Annotated in this window: 16 protein-coding genes and 1 tRNA gene; 12 read left to right on the top strand and 5 right to left on the bottom strand. The window is 71.5% G+C overall.

Going from position 1 to position 15,403, the window contains the following annotated elements; all coding sequences use genetic code 11:
* Positions 1-104 precede the first annotated feature (104 nt).
* Both JOF40_RS01480 and JOF40_RS01475 read left to right on the top strand, forming a co-directional pair.
* Entirely contained in the window at positions 105-1,010 is a 906-nt protein-coding gene (locus JOF40_RS01480; protein ID WP_129179439.1) for an NAD-dependent epimerase/dehydratase family protein, read from the top strand.
* Entirely contained in the window at positions 991-1,182 is a 192-nt protein-coding gene (locus tag JOF40_RS01475; RefSeq protein ID WP_129179437.1) for a hypothetical protein, read from the top strand. Before JOF40_RS01480 ends, JOF40_RS01475 begins: the two co-directional genes overlap by 20 nt.
* Here JOF40_RS01475 and mscL read toward each other — a convergent pair.
* The 3 genes from mscL to JOF40_RS01460 all read right to left on the bottom strand — a co-directional run bounded on the left by mscL (position 1,179) and on the right by JOF40_RS01460 (position 2,649).
* Positions 1,179-1,589, bottom strand: a complete 411-nt coding sequence (mscL, locus tag JOF40_RS01470; protein WP_129179435.1) for a large conductance mechanosensitive channel protein MscL — start codon at positions 1,587-1,589, stop codon at positions 1,179-1,181. The genes JOF40_RS01475 and mscL overlap by 4 nt on opposite strands.
* A gap of 62 nt (positions 1,590-1,651) precedes the next feature.
* The gene (locus tag JOF40_RS01465; RefSeq protein WP_129179433.1) at positions 1,652-2,242 is read right to left on the bottom strand and encodes an SAF domain-containing protein; all 591 of its coding nucleotides are present in this window, start codon (positions 2,240-2,242) and stop codon (positions 1,652-1,654) included.
* A 68-nt stretch (positions 2,243-2,310) separates the two neighbouring features.
* On the bottom strand, positions 2,311-2,649 hold the full coding sequence (locus tag JOF40_RS01460; RefSeq protein WP_129181800.1) for an FmdB family zinc ribbon protein: 339 nt from the start codon (positions 2,647-2,649) through the stop codon (positions 2,311-2,313).
* Between the two features lie 84 nt (positions 2,650-2,733).
* Between JOF40_RS01460 and JOF40_RS01455 the strand changes: the two genes are divergently transcribed.
* The 3 genes from JOF40_RS01455 (at position 2,734) to JOF40_RS01445 (ending at position 7,717) form a co-directional block, all read left to right on the top strand.
* The gene (locus JOF40_RS01455) at positions 2,734-4,107 is read left to right on the top strand and encodes a hemolysin family protein (protein WP_129179431.1); all 1,374 of its coding nucleotides are present in this window, start codon (positions 2,734-2,736) and stop codon (positions 4,105-4,107) included.
* Positions 4,100-5,131, top strand: a complete 1,032-nt coding sequence (locus tag JOF40_RS01450; protein WP_129179429.1) for a hemolysin family protein — start codon at positions 4,100-4,102, stop codon at positions 5,129-5,131. The genes JOF40_RS01455 and JOF40_RS01450 overlap by 8 nt, the downstream gene beginning before the upstream one ends.
* A 63-nt stretch (positions 5,132-5,194) precedes the next feature.
* Complete coding sequence (locus JOF40_RS01445; RefSeq protein WP_246152650.1) at positions 5,195-7,717, top strand: penicillin acylase family protein; 2,523 nt, start codon at positions 5,195-5,197, stop codon at positions 7,715-7,717.
* A 70-nt stretch (positions 7,718-7,787) separates the two neighbouring features.
* On the opposite strand, the gene JOF40_RS01440 is transcribed toward JOF40_RS01445, so the two are convergent.
* A complete protein-coding gene (locus tag JOF40_RS01440) occupies positions 7,788-8,351 on the bottom strand; it encodes a 5-formyltetrahydrofolate cyclo-ligase (RefSeq protein ID WP_129179427.1) in 564 nt (187 codons plus the stop codon).
* Between the two features lie 73 nt (positions 8,352-8,424).
* Here JOF40_RS01440 and JOF40_RS01435 point away from each other — a divergent pair, with 73 nt between their 5' ends.
* From JOF40_RS01435 to JOF40_RS01405, 7 genes are all read left to right on the top strand, one after another.
* The gene (locus JOF40_RS01435; protein ID WP_129181794.1) at positions 8,425-9,765 is read left to right on the top strand and encodes a UTP--glucose-1-phosphate uridylyltransferase; all 1,341 of its coding nucleotides are present in this window, start codon (positions 8,425-8,427) and stop codon (positions 9,763-9,765) included.
* Between the two features lie 5 nt (positions 9,766-9,770).
* On the top strand, positions 9,771-11,306 hold the full coding sequence (gene glp, locus JOF40_RS01430) for a molybdotransferase-like divisome protein Glp (protein WP_307800751.1): 1,536 nt from the start codon (positions 9,771-9,773) through the stop codon (positions 11,304-11,306).
* Entirely contained in the window at positions 11,306-11,776 is a 471-nt protein-coding gene (gene moaC / locus JOF40_RS01425) for a cyclic pyranopterin monophosphate synthase MoaC (protein WP_209674316.1), read from the top strand. Before glp ends, moaC begins: the two co-directional genes overlap by 1 nt.
* On the top strand, positions 11,776-12,279 hold the full coding sequence (locus JOF40_RS01420) for a MogA/MoaB family molybdenum cofactor biosynthesis protein (protein ID WP_129179425.1): 504 nt from the start codon (positions 11,776-11,778) through the stop codon (positions 12,277-12,279). Before moaC ends, JOF40_RS01420 begins: the two co-directional genes overlap by 1 nt.
* On the top strand, positions 12,276-12,866 hold the full coding sequence (locus JOF40_RS01415; protein ID WP_129179423.1) for a GNAT family N-acetyltransferase: 591 nt from the start codon (positions 12,276-12,278) through the stop codon (positions 12,864-12,866). The genes JOF40_RS01420 and JOF40_RS01415 overlap by 4 nt, the downstream gene beginning before the upstream one ends.
* Positions 12,867-12,949: 83 nt before the next feature.
* Positions 12,950-13,858, top strand: a complete 909-nt coding sequence (gene sepX, locus JOF40_RS01410) for a divisome protein SepX/GlpR (protein WP_129179421.1) — start codon at positions 12,950-12,952, stop codon at positions 13,856-13,858.
* Between the two features lie 52 nt (positions 13,859-13,910).
* A tRNA-Ala gene (locus JOF40_RS01405) sits at positions 13,911-13,986 on the top strand.
* Between the two features lie 93 nt (positions 13,987-14,079).
* Here the strand turns inward: JOF40_RS01405 and JOF40_RS01400 are convergent.
* Complete coding sequence (locus tag JOF40_RS01400; RefSeq protein WP_129179419.1) at positions 14,080-15,402, bottom strand: NAD(P)-binding domain-containing protein; 1,323 nt, start codon at positions 15,400-15,402, stop codon at positions 14,080-14,082.
* Position 15,403: the final 1 nt, after the last annotated feature.

Here is a 15,403-nt window from a genome sequence, read left to right as displayed (position 1 = left end):
GAGGCGAAGTTTGTTATCGTTTCGTAATCTGCCGACGGCCTCACCCGGTCCGATGCGGAGACCCGGGCAAGACATGCCGGGGGAGCCCACCCAGGGAGTGAATCGTGAAGGTCTTCCTCACGGGTGCAAGCGGAGTGATGGGCCGATCGTCCATCGACGCACTGCACCGAGCCGGCCACGACGTGGTCGGTCTGGCCCGCTCGCAGCAGGCGGCCGACGTGATCGCCGCCGCCGGCGCGAAGCCCGTGCCGGGCGACATCTACGACCGGCCGGCCATGACCGCCGGCATGCGCGGCTGTGACGCCGTCGCCAACCTGGCCACCAAGGTGCCGGTCGGGTCGGGCGCGCTGCGGCCCGGATCGCTCAAGAAGATCGACCGCATCCGCCTGCACGGCTCGAGGATCGTGGCCGAGGCAGCCCTGCGGGCCGGGGTCGGACGCCTCGTGCAGCAGAGCCTCAGCTTCATCTACGCCGACCACGGCGACGACTGGCTCGACGAGCACAGCCCCGTCGACGTCACCCGGGCGACCGAGCCCGTCGTCGTCGCCGAGGACAACGTCAAGGCTTTCGCGGCCGAGGGCGGGACGGCCGTGAGCCTGCGCTTCGGGCTCATCACGGGCGACGACCCCAACACCGCGTGGCTGTTCCGCCGGGCCGCCGCCGGGCGGTCGATCGGCCTCGGCGACGAGAAGTCCTGGATGCACCTGATCCACACCGACGATGTCGGCACCGCGGTCGTGCACGCTCTCGGCGCTCCGGGCGGCACCTACAACGTGGGTGCCGAGCCGGTGCAGCGGCGCGACTACGTCGACATGATCGCGCTGGCCGCGGGACGCAGGAGCGGCGGCCACTTCCTGCCGCCCTGGATCCTGCGCCTGGGTGCCGAGAAGCTCGAGATCCTGGTGCGATCGCAGCGGGTCAGCTCGCAGCTGTTCAGCGACCGCACGGGCTGGCATCCCGACCACCCCAAGCTCACCCCCGACTGGTTCGATGACCTCGTCCGGGCCTGACCGCGCCGAGCGGGAGCGACGCCGTCGGGCCGCCGACCTGCTGGGCGACCTGCTGCCCAGCACGACGTCGGACGAGACCGACGAGGGGTGGGGTGAGCGGGGAGGGGCTTCGCGCGGCACCGACGCCCGCGACGACGAGTTCTTGCGCGACGTCCCTCCCCACCACGGCTAGAGGCCGGTGGGTCCGCCCGGACGGTTCGGGTTCTGGGCGGCGAGGCTGTCGCGGATGTCGCGCAGCAGCTGGATGTCCTCGGGCACCGCGACGGGGGCCTCCTCCTTGCCCTTCGCGAGCCGCTCCTGCACGGTCTTCATCGGGACGACGACCGCGAAGTAGACGACAGCCGCGGTGATCGTGAACGTGATGATCGCCGTGATGAAGGCACCGAAGGTGAAGAACTGGCCGTTGACCTCGAGCGTCATGCCCTCGGGTCCTCCGCCGCCGATGAGGCCCAGCAGCGGCTTGATGAACGAGTCGCCGAATGCGCCTACGAGGGCCGTGAACGCCGTGCCGATGACGACGGCGACCGCGAGGTCGACGATGTTGCCGCGGAGCAGGAAGTCCTTGAAGCCTTTGAGCATGCGTCCCCCTGGTTGGGTGTCGGGTGTGGTGACTCGACCCTAGCGAGGCGCGGCCCTTCCTCCTAGGAAGACGTCGTGATGACCGCGAGTCGGGACGTGAGTCCTGCCTGTGCCAGCGCGAGGGCACCCTCCTCGGTCGTGACGACGCCGAGAGCCACCGACTCGGTCTCGTCGTCGCGGGGCACCGTGGCGACCTCGACGTCGCGTGCCACGACCTCGGCTGGCGTCTCGCCGCCGGGGGCGACCCCGACGACGTCGACCCGGTCACCCACCCGCAGGGCGGCGGCGTCGGAGCGGTCGACGCGAATCGTCGCGAGGACGGCCGACTCGCCGTAGCCCGCCAGCGAGCCCGGGCCGACGAGGCGGAAGTCGGTCAACGGCTCTCCGGCACGCATCGGTCCGGCGGCTCGCCGACCGACGGCAGCGGCCCTGCTGAGCGCGTGACTCGGCACCGAGGCCGGCGGGACGGACGCCGAGCGGATGTCGCCGGCTGTGACGACGTGACCGCTGGCGAGGTCGTGACGCGCGACCAGCACCTGCTCGGTGCGCGGAGACTGACGGACGGCGGAGAGGGCGGCCAGCACGGCCAGACCAGCGCAGACGGCCGCAAGGAGCCGGCGGTGCTCGTCGACCAGGAGGAGGAGGCGTGCCATGCCCGGACTCTAGGAAAGATGATGGGCGGGGCGTCGCCGTCCGTCCACAGGGACGGGCGGCGAACTGGTCAGGCGGCGGAGTCGGAGCCGCTCTTGGTCGCGGGCTTGCTGGCTGCCGGCTCGCTCTTGGCGGCGGACGTGCCTCCGCCGTCGCCGGCGGGCTTCGAGCTGTCCGACGACGACGAGGACGAGTTGGAAGATCCCGAGGAGGAGGTCGACGAGGACGACCCCGAACGACTGTCGGTCTTGTAGAAGCCGGACCCCTTGAAGACGACGCCGACGGCGTTGAACACCTTGCGCAGATCGCCGCCGCAGGTGGGGCAGACGGTCAGCGCATCGTCGGTGAAGCTCTGCTGGACCTCCAGCGCTTCTCCGCAGTCCTTGCACTGGTACTGGTACTTCGGCACGGCGTGCTCCCACTCCTTGGCTACAACCCTCCAAGGGTACAGTTGCGCCATCGTGACCGTTGCCGTCCCTCCCGGAGCCCGTCGATGACCGAATGGCTGCTGCTGGCCACGTCACTGCTCCTGATGCTCGCGTGCGGGGTCTTCGTCGCCGCCGAGTTCTCGTTCGTCACGGTCGACCGGGCCACGATCGAGCGTGACGCCGCGGCCGGTGACAAAGGTGCCCAGGGCACGCTGATCGCCCTGCGGTCGCTGTCGACGCAGCTCAGCGGCGCGCAGCTCGGCATCACGATCACCAACCTCGCGATCGGCTACCTCGCCGAGCCGGCGATCGGCAACCTGCTGCGCGACCCCCTGTCGTCGGCGGGCCTCGAGGGCGGGGCCGTGCGAGGGGTCGCCTACGGCATCGCCTTGGTCGTCAGCACCGTCGTCACGATGCTGGTCGGCGAGCTCGTGCCCAAGAACTTCGCCCTCGCGTTGCCCCAGCGCACCGCGGCGTTGACGCAGCTGCCGCAGCGGATCTTCACCCGCGCCATGGCATGGCCGATCCGCCTGCTCAACGGCATGGCCAACTCGATCCTGCGCATGCTGGGCGTCGAGCCCCAGGAGGAGCTGCGGTCGGCGCGATCGCCGGTCGAGCTGCGGTCGCTGGTGCTCCGCTCGGCCGTCGAGGGGGCCATCGACGACGAGACCGCCGATCTCGTGGCGCGCAGCATCGCCTTCGGCGACCGCACCGCCGCCGACGTCCGCACCCCCCGCGTGCGGGTGCACTTCCTGGAGGGACGCAGCACGGCCCTCGACGTCATCGAGGCCGCCCGGCAGACGGGGCACTCGCGGTTCCCGGTCATCGGTCGCACGCCCGACGACGTCCTCGGCATCGTGCACGTCAAGCGCGCTGTCGGCGTGCCCGTCGACCGCCGACGGAGCGTGCGGGTCACCGAGCTGATCGATCCGGCGACGACGGTGCCCGACAGCATCGAGCTCGACCCGCTGCTGCTGGTGCTGCGCGACCAGGGCATGCAGATGGCGATCGTGGTCGACGAGTATGGCGGCACCGACGGCGTCGTGACGCTCGAGGACCTCGTCGAGGAGATCGTGGGCGACATCGCCGACGAGCACGACCGGCTCTCAGCGCGCAGTCGGCACCGGCGCGACGGCACCTGGTCGCTCTCGGGCCTGCTACGGCCCGACGAGGTCGAGGAGCAGACCGGCGTCGCGCTGCCGGAGAGCGAGAACTACGAGACCATCGCGGGCCTCGTCCATGCCGAGCTGGGACGCATCGCGGTGCGCGGCGACGTCGTGACGCTCGAGCTCGACCGCGGGGCCGGCGGAGATGACGACGACTCCGCGGAGCCGCTCGTCGTGGCGCTGACCGTCGACCGCATGGAGGGTCGCCGCATCGACCGGGTCTCGCTGACGGTCGACGCCGTCACGGTCGTGGGGGAGGGCTCCCATGAGTGACTGGTACGGGGTGCTCCTGACGGTTGTGCTGCTGGCGCTCAACGCGTTGTTCGTGGCGTCCGAGTTCGCGCTCATCTCGGCCCGCCGCACGCAGCTCGAGCCGCGGATCGCGGCGGGGTCACGACCGGCGCGCATGGCGATGCGGGCGATCGAGAGCATCACGCAGGTCATGGCCGCGGCCCAGCTCGGCATCACGATCTGCTCGCTGGGCCTCGGTGCCGTCGGCGAGCCGGCCATCGCCCACCTCATGGAGCCGGCGTTCGAGGCCGTCGCGGTGCCGGAGGGTCTCGTGCACCCCATCTCGTTCGTCATCGCGATGACATTGGTGGTCGGCGCCCATGTCGTCCTCGGCGAGATGGTGCCCAAGAACCTCGCGCTCGTCGGGCCCGACCGGGCGGCGCTGGTGCTGGGGCCGTTCATGCTCGGCGTCGTGCTCGTGCTCAAGCCCTTCGTCCTGCTGCTCAACGGCACCGCCAACCTCGTCGTGAGGCTGTTCCGCGTGCAGCCGGTCGACGAGGTGTCGTCGACCTACACGCACGACGAGGTCGCCGGACTGGTCGAGGAGTCGCGCCGCGAGGGCCTGCTCGACGAGAACGAGTACGGGCTCGTGTCGGGCGCGCTCGACTTCTCCGACGGCACGGTCGACCGGGTCCTGCTGCCGCGCGACGGGCTCGTCACGATCACCCCGTCGGCCACACCGGTCGACGTCGAGCAGGCGTGTGCCGAGACGGGATTCTCGAGGTTCCCGGTCACCGACGCCTCGGGCGACCTGGCGGGCTACCTGCACATCAAGGACGTCCTCGAGACCGACGAGGCCTCGCGGCGCGAGACGATCGCCGACAAGTGGGTGCGCCCCCTGGCGACCGTCGCGGCCGGTTCGGGCCTCTACGAGGCGCTGCGCACGATGCAGGCTCGTGGCTCGCACATGGCACGGGTCGCCGACGCATCGGGCGCGGTGCTGGGCGTCATCATGCTCGAGGACGTCCTCGAGGAGCTCGTCGGCGAGATCCGCAGCGCTGGCTGAGTCGCCGGCAGACTCCCCGGCGGCGATGTCGCCCGACGGCCGTGCGTGGGTGAGAATGGCTCGGTGCGTCGCATCGGGATGGTCATCGCTGGTCTGCTCGCCCTCGTGATCGTCGGCCTCGCGGTCTTCTCGTTCATCACGGTGCGGCGGTCGTTCCCCGACACCACGGGCGAGGTGCGGATCGCCGCCCTCGACGGCGAGGTGACGGTCAAGCGCGACGGCAAGGGCATCCCGCAGATCTACGCCGACACCCCCGAGGACCTCTTCCTGGCCCAGGGCTACGTGCACGCCCAGGACCGGTTCTACGAGATGGACTTCCGTCGCCACGTGACGGCGGGCCGGCTCGCCGAGCTCGTCGGCGACGCGGCGCTCGAGACCGACAAGTACGTCCGCACCCTGGGCTGGCGGCGGGTCGCGGAGCAGGAGCTCGCGCTCCTCGACGACGACACCCTGCGCCTCGTCAACGCCTACGCCCGCGGGGTCAACTCGTACATCGACGGACGGTCGGCGTCGCAGCTGTCGCTCGAGTACGCCGTGCTGGGGCTGACGGGTCCGGCCTACACGCCGGAGCGCTGGACGGCGGTCGACTCCCTCGCGTGGATCAAGGCGATGGCGTGGGACCTGCGCAGCAACATGACCGACGAGATCGACCGCGTGCTGTCGACCCAGAAGCTCACGGTCGACCAGGTCGAGGAGCTCTACCCCGCCTACCCCGAGGACCACGCGACGATCGTCGGCGACACCGGGACGGTGCAGGACGGGGCGTTCGTCGCCGAGAAGACTCCGACCGATGCGGGCCTGGCCCGTGCGGCCGTCGCCTCCCTGCGATCGGCGAAGGACGGTGCCGCGGCGTTGCCGGCCCTGCTGGGAACGGGCGACGGCATCGGCTCCAACTCGTGGGTCGTCGGCGGCGACAAGACCGCGACGGGCAAGCCGATCCTGGCCAACGACCCGCACCTCGCGCCGTCGATGCCCGGCATCTGGTACCAGGTCGGCCTGCACTGCCGCACCGTCAGCGAGGCGTGCCCCTACGACGTGGCCGGCTTCTCGTTCTCGGGGCTCCCGGGTGTCGTCGTGGGCCACACCGCCAAGGTCGCGTGGGGCGTCACGACGATGTACGCCGACGTCGCCGACCTGTACCTCGAGCGGGTCACGGGCGACACGTACGAGTACGACGGGCAGCAGGTGCCGCTCGAGACCCGCGAGGAGACCTTCGAGGTAGCCGGCGGCGAGCCCGAGACCATCACGGTGCGCTCGACCCGGCACGGGCCGATCCTGTCCGACCTCGACGACGAGGCCGCCGCCGTCGGTGCGGCGGCGCAGAAGACGACCGCACAGGGCTCGTACGAGGTGGCCCTGCGGTGGACCGCGCTCGACCCCAAGCCCACGATCAAGGCCGTGTTCGCCCTCGGACGGGCGCAGAGCTGGACCGACTTCAGGGCCGCCGCGAAGCTGTTCACGGTGCCGTCGCAGAACCTGGTCTACGCCGACGTCGACGGCAACATCGGCTACCAGGCGCCGGGCGTCATCCCCGTGCGCACGACGGGCGACGGTCGGTGGCCCGTGCCCGGCTGGGACCCAGCCTACGAGTGGTCGGGATCGGTGCCGTTCGACCAGCTGCCCTCGGTGCTCAACCCCGACGAGGGCTTCATCGTCACGGCCAACAACAAGGTCATCGGCGACCAGTACCCCGTGCTGCTGGGCGCCGACACCGCCGCGGGCTACCGCTCGGAGCGCATCCGCGACCTCGTCTCGGGCCGCACCCGGTCGTCGGGCCAGGGCCTCACGGTCGACGACATGTCGCGGTTCCAGAACGACACCTACAACGCCAACGCCGCCCGGCTGGTGCCCGAGCTGCTCAAGATCCCGCTCGACACCGACTACTACGAGCAGGGCCAGGCGACGCTCGCGAAGTGGGACTTCATGCAGGACGCCGACTCGCCGGGTGCCGCCTACTTCAACTCGGTGTGGCGCCACCTGCTGGCCCGCACGTTCCACGACGAGCTGCCGAAGGACCAGTGGCCCGACGGCGGTGAGCGGTGGTTCTCGCTCGTCGACTCGATCCTCGACCGTCCGGGCAACCACTGGTGGGACGACGTCACGACGCCGGGCATCCGCGAGACCCGCGACCAGGTGCTGGCCGACGCGATGCGCGACGCGCGCGACGAGCTCACCCGCATCCAGTCGCGCAACCCGAGCGACTGGCGCTGGGGCAAGATGCACCGCCTCGAGCTGGTCAACCCGACGCTCGGCGACTCCGGGGTGGGGCTCGTCGACCGCCTGTTCAACCGTGGACCGTACAAGGTCGCCGGCGGCAACGGCATCGTCGACGCCACCAGCTGGGACGCCCGCGAGGGCTACGCGGTCACCGCGGTGCCGTCGATGCGCATGGTGGTCGATCTCGACGACCTCGACCGGTCACGGTGGATCCAGCTCACGGGCAGCTCGGGCCACGCGTTCCACCCGCACTACGTCGACCAGCAGGAGCTGTGGCGCAAGGGGCAGACCCTGCCCTGGGCGTTCGGCACCAAGGCCGTCGACGAGGCCACCGACGACACGCTGACCCTCAGCCCCGCCGCCTCCTGAGCCTGCTCGCTCGCCCCTTGAGCCTGTCCCGCCGCCCCTTGCGCCTGTCGAGAAGGCAGTTCGGCACCGCTCAGGACGGCACGCGGAACAGCCCCGAGGGCGTCACGGCCATCTGCACCGGCACGTCGTGGGGCTCGTGCGGCACCTCGGGCAGCAGCTCGTGGGCGAACACGAGCGCGCACAGTGGGACAGTGACGTCCGCGAGCGCCCGGTCGTAGTAGCCGGCACCCCGCCCCAGGCGGTGGCCCGCGTGGTCGACCGCCAGCGCCGGGACGATCACGACCGAGCACGTCCGCAGGGCGTCCGCGCCGAGGCGGGGCCCTTCGGGCTCGGGGATGCCGAGGCCCGTCACGACGACCGGCGCGGCAGGCTCGTGCACGACCCAGTCGAGGCTGTGGTCGGGCAGGCTGATCGGCACGACGACCTCGACGCCCCGCTCGTGGAGCGCGGCGATCAGCGGTCCGGTGCCGGGCTCGGAGTCCATCGACAGGTAGCACGCGACGCGGCGCGCCCGGCCGACCAGCGGCACGGCCAGCGCGTGCATCGCGATGGCGTGGGCGGACTCGGCACGCTCGGCGGGCGACTGCGCGCGACGGCGGGCGAGCAGCTCTTCGCGTCCCCGTGCCTTCGTCACGGGCTGACGATAGCCTGTGGCCCCGAGCACTGAGGGAGGATTCGTGGACGGTCTGTCGCAGGCACAGCAGCGGATGCACGACGGCGGTGTGCCGCAGCGCGCGATCGACGTGTTCTCGTCGTTCTATGCCCAGCTCGAGCAGGGAGCGACGGGCATGATCCCCGAGTCGGACGTCGACCCGCTCGTCGACATCGACCACGCCGACGACATCGAGCTCAGTGACGACCAGTGCCGCGAGGCCGCGTCCGTCACGGCGGTCATCAAGCTCAACGGCGGACTCGGCACCTCGATGGGCCTCGACCGCGCCAAGACCCTGCTGCCCGTGCGGCCCGACCGCACCTTCCTCGACGTCATCGCCGGCCAGGTGCTGTCACTGCGCGAGCAGCTGGGCGTCCCGCTGCCGCTGCTGTTCATGAACAGCTTCCGCACGCGCGACGACACGCTCGCCGCCTTGGCGAAGTACGACGACCTGGCCGTCGAGGGCCTGCCGATCGACTTCCTGCAGAACCGCGAGCCCAAGCTGCGCGCCGACGACCTGACACCGGTCGAGTGGCCGGCCGACCCGTCGCTCGAGTGGTGCCCGCCGGGTCACGGCGATCTCTACACGGCGCTCGAGGTGTCGGGCATCCTCGACGCGCTCCTCGACGCCGGCTACCGCTACGCGACGGTCTCCAACGCCGACAACCTGGGCGCGGCCCCCGATGCCCGGATGATGGGCTGGTTCGCCGCATCGGGCGCGCCCTACGCGGCCGAGGTGTGCCGCCGCACGCCCGCCGACGTCAAGGGCGGCCACATCGTGGTGCGCAGGAGCGATGGACGACTCGTGCTGCGCGAGACGGCACAGACGCCCGAGGCCGATGCGGCGGCCGCGGCCGATCCCGAGCGGCACCGCTACTTCCACACCAACAACCTGTGGTTCGACCTGCGCGTCGTCAAGCGGACGCTCGAGGAGCGTGACGGTGTGCTGGGGCTGCCGTTGATCCGCAACGCCAAGACCGTCGACCCGACCAATCCGACGTCCACACCGGTCGTCCAGATCGAGTCGGCGATGGGTGCCGCGGTCGAGGTGTTCGACGGGGCGACGGCGATCGAGGTCGACCGGTCGCGATTCCTGCCGGTCAAGACGACCAACGACCTGCTGCTGCTGCGGTCCGACGTCTACGAGGTCGGCGACGACTTCCGGGTGCGGGCCCAGGCGCGGCCGGTGCCGCTGGTCGACCTCGACCGCCGGTACTTCACGACGATCTCCGACTTCGATGCCCGCCTGCCGGAGCCGCCCTCGCTGGTCGAGGCCCGGTCGTTGACGGTCGAGGGCGACTGGCGGTTCGGGCGCGACGTGGTCGTCCGCGGCGACGTCACGCTCGACGACACGGGCGAGGCCGGCAGCGTGGCCGAGGGGTCGACGTTAGGCTGATCGACATGTCGACAGGAGAAGACGGCCGCGGGTCGGAGCAGGACATGCTGCCGATCGGTCCCGACGCTCCCGTCGAGAGCTCTCGCAGCACCGCTGCCGACGAGGAGCACACCGCCCCCGTCGCGCCCCATGCCCCGCCGGCTGAGCGTGTCGAGGCCCCCCGCACCTCGCCGACCCCGCCGGCTGAGCCTGTCGAGGCCCCCCGCACCCCGCCGACCCCGCCGACCCCGCCGGCTGAGCCTGTCGAGGCCCCCCGCACCCCGCCCGCCGCAGCTCCCTCGGGTCAGACCCGACTCCGCGCGGCCAGCATCCCCGACGGCATGTTGACGGTCGAGGACCACCTCGAGAAGATCCTGCGCGGCATCGGCCCGCTCGCCGCCTACGACCAGCCGCTCGTCGAGTCGCTGGGTCTGCCGCTGCACGAGTCGTTCGTGGCCCCCATGGATCTCCCACTGTTCGACAACTCCGCGATGGACGGCTACGCCGTGCGCGCCGAGGACGTCGCCTCCGCGTCGCGCGAACGTCCCGTCACGCTGCCGGTCGTCGGCGAGATCCAGGCCGGCTCGGCCCGGCCGTTCGCGATCAGCGCCGGCACGGCGGTCAAGATCATGACGGGCGCCCCCATCCCGCGGGGCGCCGACGCGGTCGTGCCGTACGAGCAGACCGACCGCGGCAACGCCCGGGTGCAGATCTTCGCGTCGACCGAGAAGGGCCAGCGCATCCGCCCCAAGGGCGATGACGTCACGACGGGCGACACCGTGCTCGCCGAGGGCACGGTCCTCGGACCCCGCGAGATCGGCCTCCTGGCTGCGCTGGGCGCTCCGCGCGTCAAGGCTCGTCCGCGTCCGCGCGTCGTGGTGATCTCGACCGGCAGCGAGCTGCGCGAGCCGGGCACCCACCTCGACTACGACTCGATCAACGACGGCAACAGCTACATGCTCGCCGCGGCCGTCCGCGAGGCCGGTGCGATCTGCTACCGCGTCGGTGCCGTCGACGACAACCCGCGCACCTTCCAGAAGGTGCTGTCCGAGCAGCTCGTGCGAGCCGATCTCGTCGTCACGAGCGGCGGCATCAGCAAGGGCGACCACGACGTCGTCAAGCAGACCCTCTCGGCGCTCGGCACCGTCGAGTTCAACGAGGTCGCGATGCAGCCGGGCAAGCCCCAGGGCTTCGGCAAGGTGTTCGACGAGCAGACGCCCATCATCACGCTGCCCGGCAACGCCGTCTCGGCCTATGTGTCGTTCGAGGTGTTCGTCCTGCCGGCGATCCGCCGCATGATGGGCCGCACGCCCTATCGGCGTCCCATGGTGCACGCCGTCCTCGCGGCCGACCTGCAGTCGCGACCCGGAGTGCGCCAGTACGTCCGCGGGGTCTTCGAGGTCACCCACCGAGGTGCCAAGGTGACGCCGCTGACGGGTGCCGGCTCGCACATGGTCGGCACGCTGGCGCAGGCCAACGCCCTGATCATCGTGGGGGAGGACCAGACGGCCCTCAATCTCGGCGACACGGTCCGCACGCTCGTGCTCGACAGGCCGTTCTAGTGGCCGACCGTCTCACCCACGTCGACGAGACGGGCGCGGCCCGCATGGTCGACGTCACGGCCAAGACCGTCACCGCGCGCACCGCGACGGCCCGCGGACGGGTCGAGGTCAGCGCCGAGGTCATCGCCCTGCTGCGCGGTGAGGGCGTCCCGAAGGGCGATGCCATCGCGGTCGCCCGCATCGCCGGCATCATGGCCACCAAGCGCACCCCCGACCTGATCCCGTTGTGCCACCCGCTGGCGATCGGTGGCGTCGAGGTCGACCTGGTCGTCGCCGACGACGCCGTCGCGATCGAGGCGACGGTGCGCACGGCCGATCGCACCGGGGTCGAGATGGAGGCGTTGACCGCCGTCAGCGTCGCGGCCCTCACGGTCGTCGACATGGTCAAGGCGGTCGACAAGCTGGCCCGCATCACCGACATCGAGGTCGTCGCCAAGTCGGGCGGCAAGAGCGGCGACTGGCACCGCTGATGGACACGTCCACGTCCTTGCGTGCCGCGGTCATCGTGGCGTCCAACCGTGCCGCCGACGGCGTGTACGCCGACGAGACCGGCCCGTTGATCGTCGACGCGCTGCGGTCCTGGGGCTTCGAGGTGGACGACGCCGTCGTCGTGCACGACGGCGACCCCGTGGGCGTCGCGATCGGCGAGGCGCTGTCCGACGGCGTCGCCGCCGTGCTGACCACCGGCGGCACGGGCATCAACCCGACCGACCGCACGCCCGAGGCCACCCGGCCGCACCTTGACCGTGAGCTGCCCGGGGTCGCCGAGGCGCTGCGGGCCGCAGGAGTCGCCAACGGCGTCCGCACGGCCGTGCTGTCACGCGGGCTCGCCGGCGTGGCCGGCACGACGCTCGTGGTCAACCTGCCCGGCTCGCGTGGCGGGGTCAAGGACGGGCTGGGAGTGCTGGCCGACGTCCTGCCCCACGCCGTCGACCAGCTGCGTGGTGGCGACCACCCGAGCTCGGCGTCGTGAGCCCCGGCTGGCCGGTCACCCTCCGGCACGGGTCGATCGGGGTGCGTCCGCTGCGGCGGCGTGACGCCCGCACGTGGGCTCGGCTGCGCGCCGACAACGCGGCATGGCTCGGACCGTGGGAGGCGACGCTCCCGCGCGAGGCCGGTCAGGCCGCGACCTCGTACGTCGGCATGATCGGGACGCTGCGGCGGCGCGCACGCCTCGGCCAGACCATGCCGTTCGCGGTCACGTGGGACGACGAGGTGGTCGGCATGCTGACCGTCAACGGCATCACCTGGGGATCGGCCCGGTGGGCCAATCTCGGCTACTGGGTCTCGCAGACCCATGCGGGGCGCGGCGTCACCCCCACCGCGGTCGCGCTGGTGTGCGACCACCTGCTCACGACGGTGGGCCTGCACCGCATCGAGATCGCGATCCGTCCCGAGAACGCCGCGAGCCTGCGAGTCGTCGCCAAGCTCGGGTTCAGCGAGGTGGGGCTCGCCAAGGGGTTCCTGCACATCGCGGGGACGTGGCAGGACCACCGGGTCTTCCAGGTGCTGGCCGAGGACGTGCCGGACGGGCTGCTCGCCCGGCTCGACCACGGCTGAGTCCCACCCGTCACGCAAGTTCTCAGGCGACACACGGCCGCGCGTGCGCGGTTCGTGCATCCGGACGCCCTACGGTTTTGATCGTGGGTTCCAGTAGTGGTCTGATCATCGCGTTCGTCGTGGTCGTGTGGGCGGCGTACTTCATTCCGCTCGCCCTGCGCCGCTACGACGAGGCCAGCAAGAATGCCTCGGTCGAGACCACCGGATCGCTCAGCCGGGTCATCCGCCGGCCGGCCCGCCCGCAGGTCGAGGTGGCCGAGACGGCCCCCGCTCCCACGAAGACGACCGCTGCGCCTCGTGCCACGTCGCGTCCGGCGCGCACCGCCGATCGTCCGGCCTCACGCCTGGCCGCCAAGCGCCGTCGCCGCACGTTGCTGTCCCTGCTACTCGTCACGGCCGTCGTCGGCGGGGTCGCCGGCTTCGGCGTCATCTCGCCGGTCTGGCTCGCGGCGCCCGTCGCACTGGTGGTCGCGTGGCTCGTGGCGTGCCGGGTGCAGGTGCGCAGCGAGCGAGGCCTGGCCCGTCAGCGTCCGTCGTCCGCGAAGGGCCGCCGCCTGCGCCTGCCGCACGGCCGGCTGCCCAAGATCGACCTCGCGAAGGCCACGGCCGTCGTTGCGCGGCCCAAGACCCAGCGCACAGCCGGCTCGTCGGCCGCGGTGGAGGAGGACACCGTCATCGTGTCCGGGCAGTTCGAGGACATCGACCCGGGCCGCAAGCACGAGATGGAAGACGTTCCGCTCGAGGCCGATGCGCTCGACGACAAGATCGTCATCGCCGTCCCGTCGGTGTCGACGGCAGGCGAGGCGCTGTGGGACCCGCTCCCGGTCACGCTGCCCACCTACGTCACCAAGCCGCGCGCCGGCCGCACCGTGCGCACGATCGACTTCTCGCAGCCCCACACCTGGACGTCGGGGCACATCGAGGGCGAGGACGTCGAGCTGCCGCAGCGGTCGGGCGACGCGACCGAGCACCGCCGCGCAGTCGGCGACTGAGCCGAGTCGGCCGCCTGATAAAGTTGCGGAGCGCTCGTTCGCGAGGGCACCTGGGGCATTGGCGCAGTTGGTAGCGCGCTTCGTTCGCATCGAAGAGGTCAGGAGTTCGAATCTCCTATGCTCCACCAGCAGATGTAGCCGCGACAGCGGTGAGGATCGACGCTCAGGTCAGAGATGGCCTGGGCGTCGTCTCGTCTCCGGGCCATGTCCAGGTCCTGGCGTCACGGCACCGGGATGACCGCCGTCTGATCGGCCGGACCGCAGCAGCCGCCGGCAGCGGCCTCGGGCTCGTCGAAGTCCCCTGAGCCGCCACAGACCCCCGACTCGGGCAGTGCGAGGTCGACGCGTGCGGCTGCTGCGTGGTCGCCGGCGATCTCGGCGACGACGGAGCGCACCTGCTCGAAACCGGTGAGTGCGAGGAACGACGTGGCGCGGCCGTAGCTCTTCATCCCGACCAGGTAGAAGCCGTGCTCGGGCTGGGCGAGCTCGGCGGCACCGTGTGGGTAGACCGTCCCGCAGGAGTGCACGTTCGGGTCGATCAGGGGTGCCAGCGTGCGCGGGGCCTGCAGGACAGGGTCGAGGTCGAGGCGCACCTCGGACAGGAATCCGAGGTCGGGGCGGAAGCCGGTCAGCACCACGACCTCGTCCACGTCGTCGAGCGTCTGCCCGTCGAAGGACGTCAGTCGCAGGCGATTCTCGCCGTGCGCTTCGATCCCGGCGGTCCGGAATCCTGTGAACGTCGTGGTCGGACCGCCGGTGACCGCGGCCTTGGCATGGTCGCCCAGAGCGCCTCGCTCGGACAGCTCGTCGTCCTGGCCGCCACCGAATGCCGTCCCGATGGTGGGTCGACGCACGAGCCAACTGATCCGGGTGCCGCGGTGCTCCCGCGCCAGGTTCGTGAACGTGATGAGCGCGGTCTTGGCGGATGCTCCGGTGCCGGCGATCGCGACGTGCTTGCCTGCATAGCGAGCAGCGGTCGCCGCGTCGGTCAGGTCGGGCACGCGGTGGACGATCCGGTCGGCGTGCGCGTTCTCGCCGGCCGCGGGGAGGCCGTCGCCGCCGAGGGGATTGGGTCCTGACCAGGTTCCGGATGCGTCGATGACGGCGCGGGCGGCGATGTGCCGGTCGCCCTCGGCGGAGGTGACGTGAAGCGTGAAGGCCGCGTCCTCGCGGCCGGAGTCGACCACGAGGTCTCGTCCGCACTTCGCGACGCCGGTGACGGTGTGGCCGAACCTCACGGTGCCGAGGGCGTCGGCCAGCGGCTGGAGGTAGTCGGCGGCCCAGTTGCCGCCGGTGGGGTAGCGCTTCGGGTTGGGCACCTCCCAGCCGGCGTCGGCGAGCACCTTCGCTGCTTCGGGGTCGACCAGCTCCGACCAGGGCGAGAACAGGCGGATGTGCGCCCACTCGCGGACGGCCGCACCGGCTACGTCCCCGGCCTCGAGGACGAGAGCCGGGATGCCCCGCCGGTGCAGGTTCGCGGCAGCAGCCAGGCCCGACGGTCCGGCCCCGATGACCACCACGGGCAGCTCGGTCGTGTCAGTCATG

It is taken from the genome of Aeromicrobium fastidiosum, from assembly GCF_017876595.1.
In the GTDB taxonomy this organism is placed as follows: Bacteria; Actinomycetota; Actinomycetes; order Propionibacteriales; family Nocardioidaceae; genus Aeromicrobium; species Aeromicrobium fastidiosum.
This window is presented reverse-complemented; position numbering and strand designations above follow the sequence as displayed.

What these genes read in the sequence shown, in the direction of transcription:
- JOF40_RS01475 (WP_129179437.1), top strand. Translation starts at nt 991, where the DNA reads ATGACCTCGTCCGGGCCTGACCGCGCCGAGCGGGAGCGACGCCGTCGG.
- mscL (WP_129179435.1), bottom strand. Translation starts at nt 1,589, where the DNA reads ATGCTCAAAGGCTTCAAGGACTTCCTGCTCCGCGGCAACATCGTCGAC.
- JOF40_RS01465 (WP_129179433.1), bottom strand. Translation starts at nt 2,242, where the DNA reads ATGGCACGCCTCCTCCTCCTGGTCGACGAGCACCGCCGGCTCCTTGCG.
- JOF40_RS01455 (WP_129179431.1), top strand. Translation starts at nt 2,734, where the DNA reads ATGACCGAATGGCTGCTGCTGGCCACGTCACTGCTCCTGATGCTCGCG.
- JOF40_RS01450 (WP_129179429.1), top strand. Translation starts at nt 4,100, where the DNA reads ATGAGTGACTGGTACGGGGTGCTCCTGACGGTTGTGCTGCTGGCGCTC.
- JOF40_RS01435 (WP_129181794.1), top strand. Translation starts at nt 8,425, where the DNA reads ATGCACGACGGCGGTGTGCCGCAGCGCGCGATCGACGTGTTCTCGTCG.
- glp (WP_307800751.1), top strand. Translation starts at nt 9,771, where the DNA reads ATGTCGACAGGAGAAGACGGCCGCGGGTCGGAGCAGGACATGCTGCCG.
- JOF40_RS01420 (WP_129179425.1), top strand. Translation starts at nt 11,776, where the DNA reads ATGGACACGTCCACGTCCTTGCGTGCCGCGGTCATCGTGGCGTCCAAC.
- JOF40_RS01400 (WP_129179419.1), bottom strand. Translation starts at nt 15,402, where the DNA reads ATGACTGACACGACCGAGCTGCCCGTGGTGGTCATCGGGGCCGGACCG.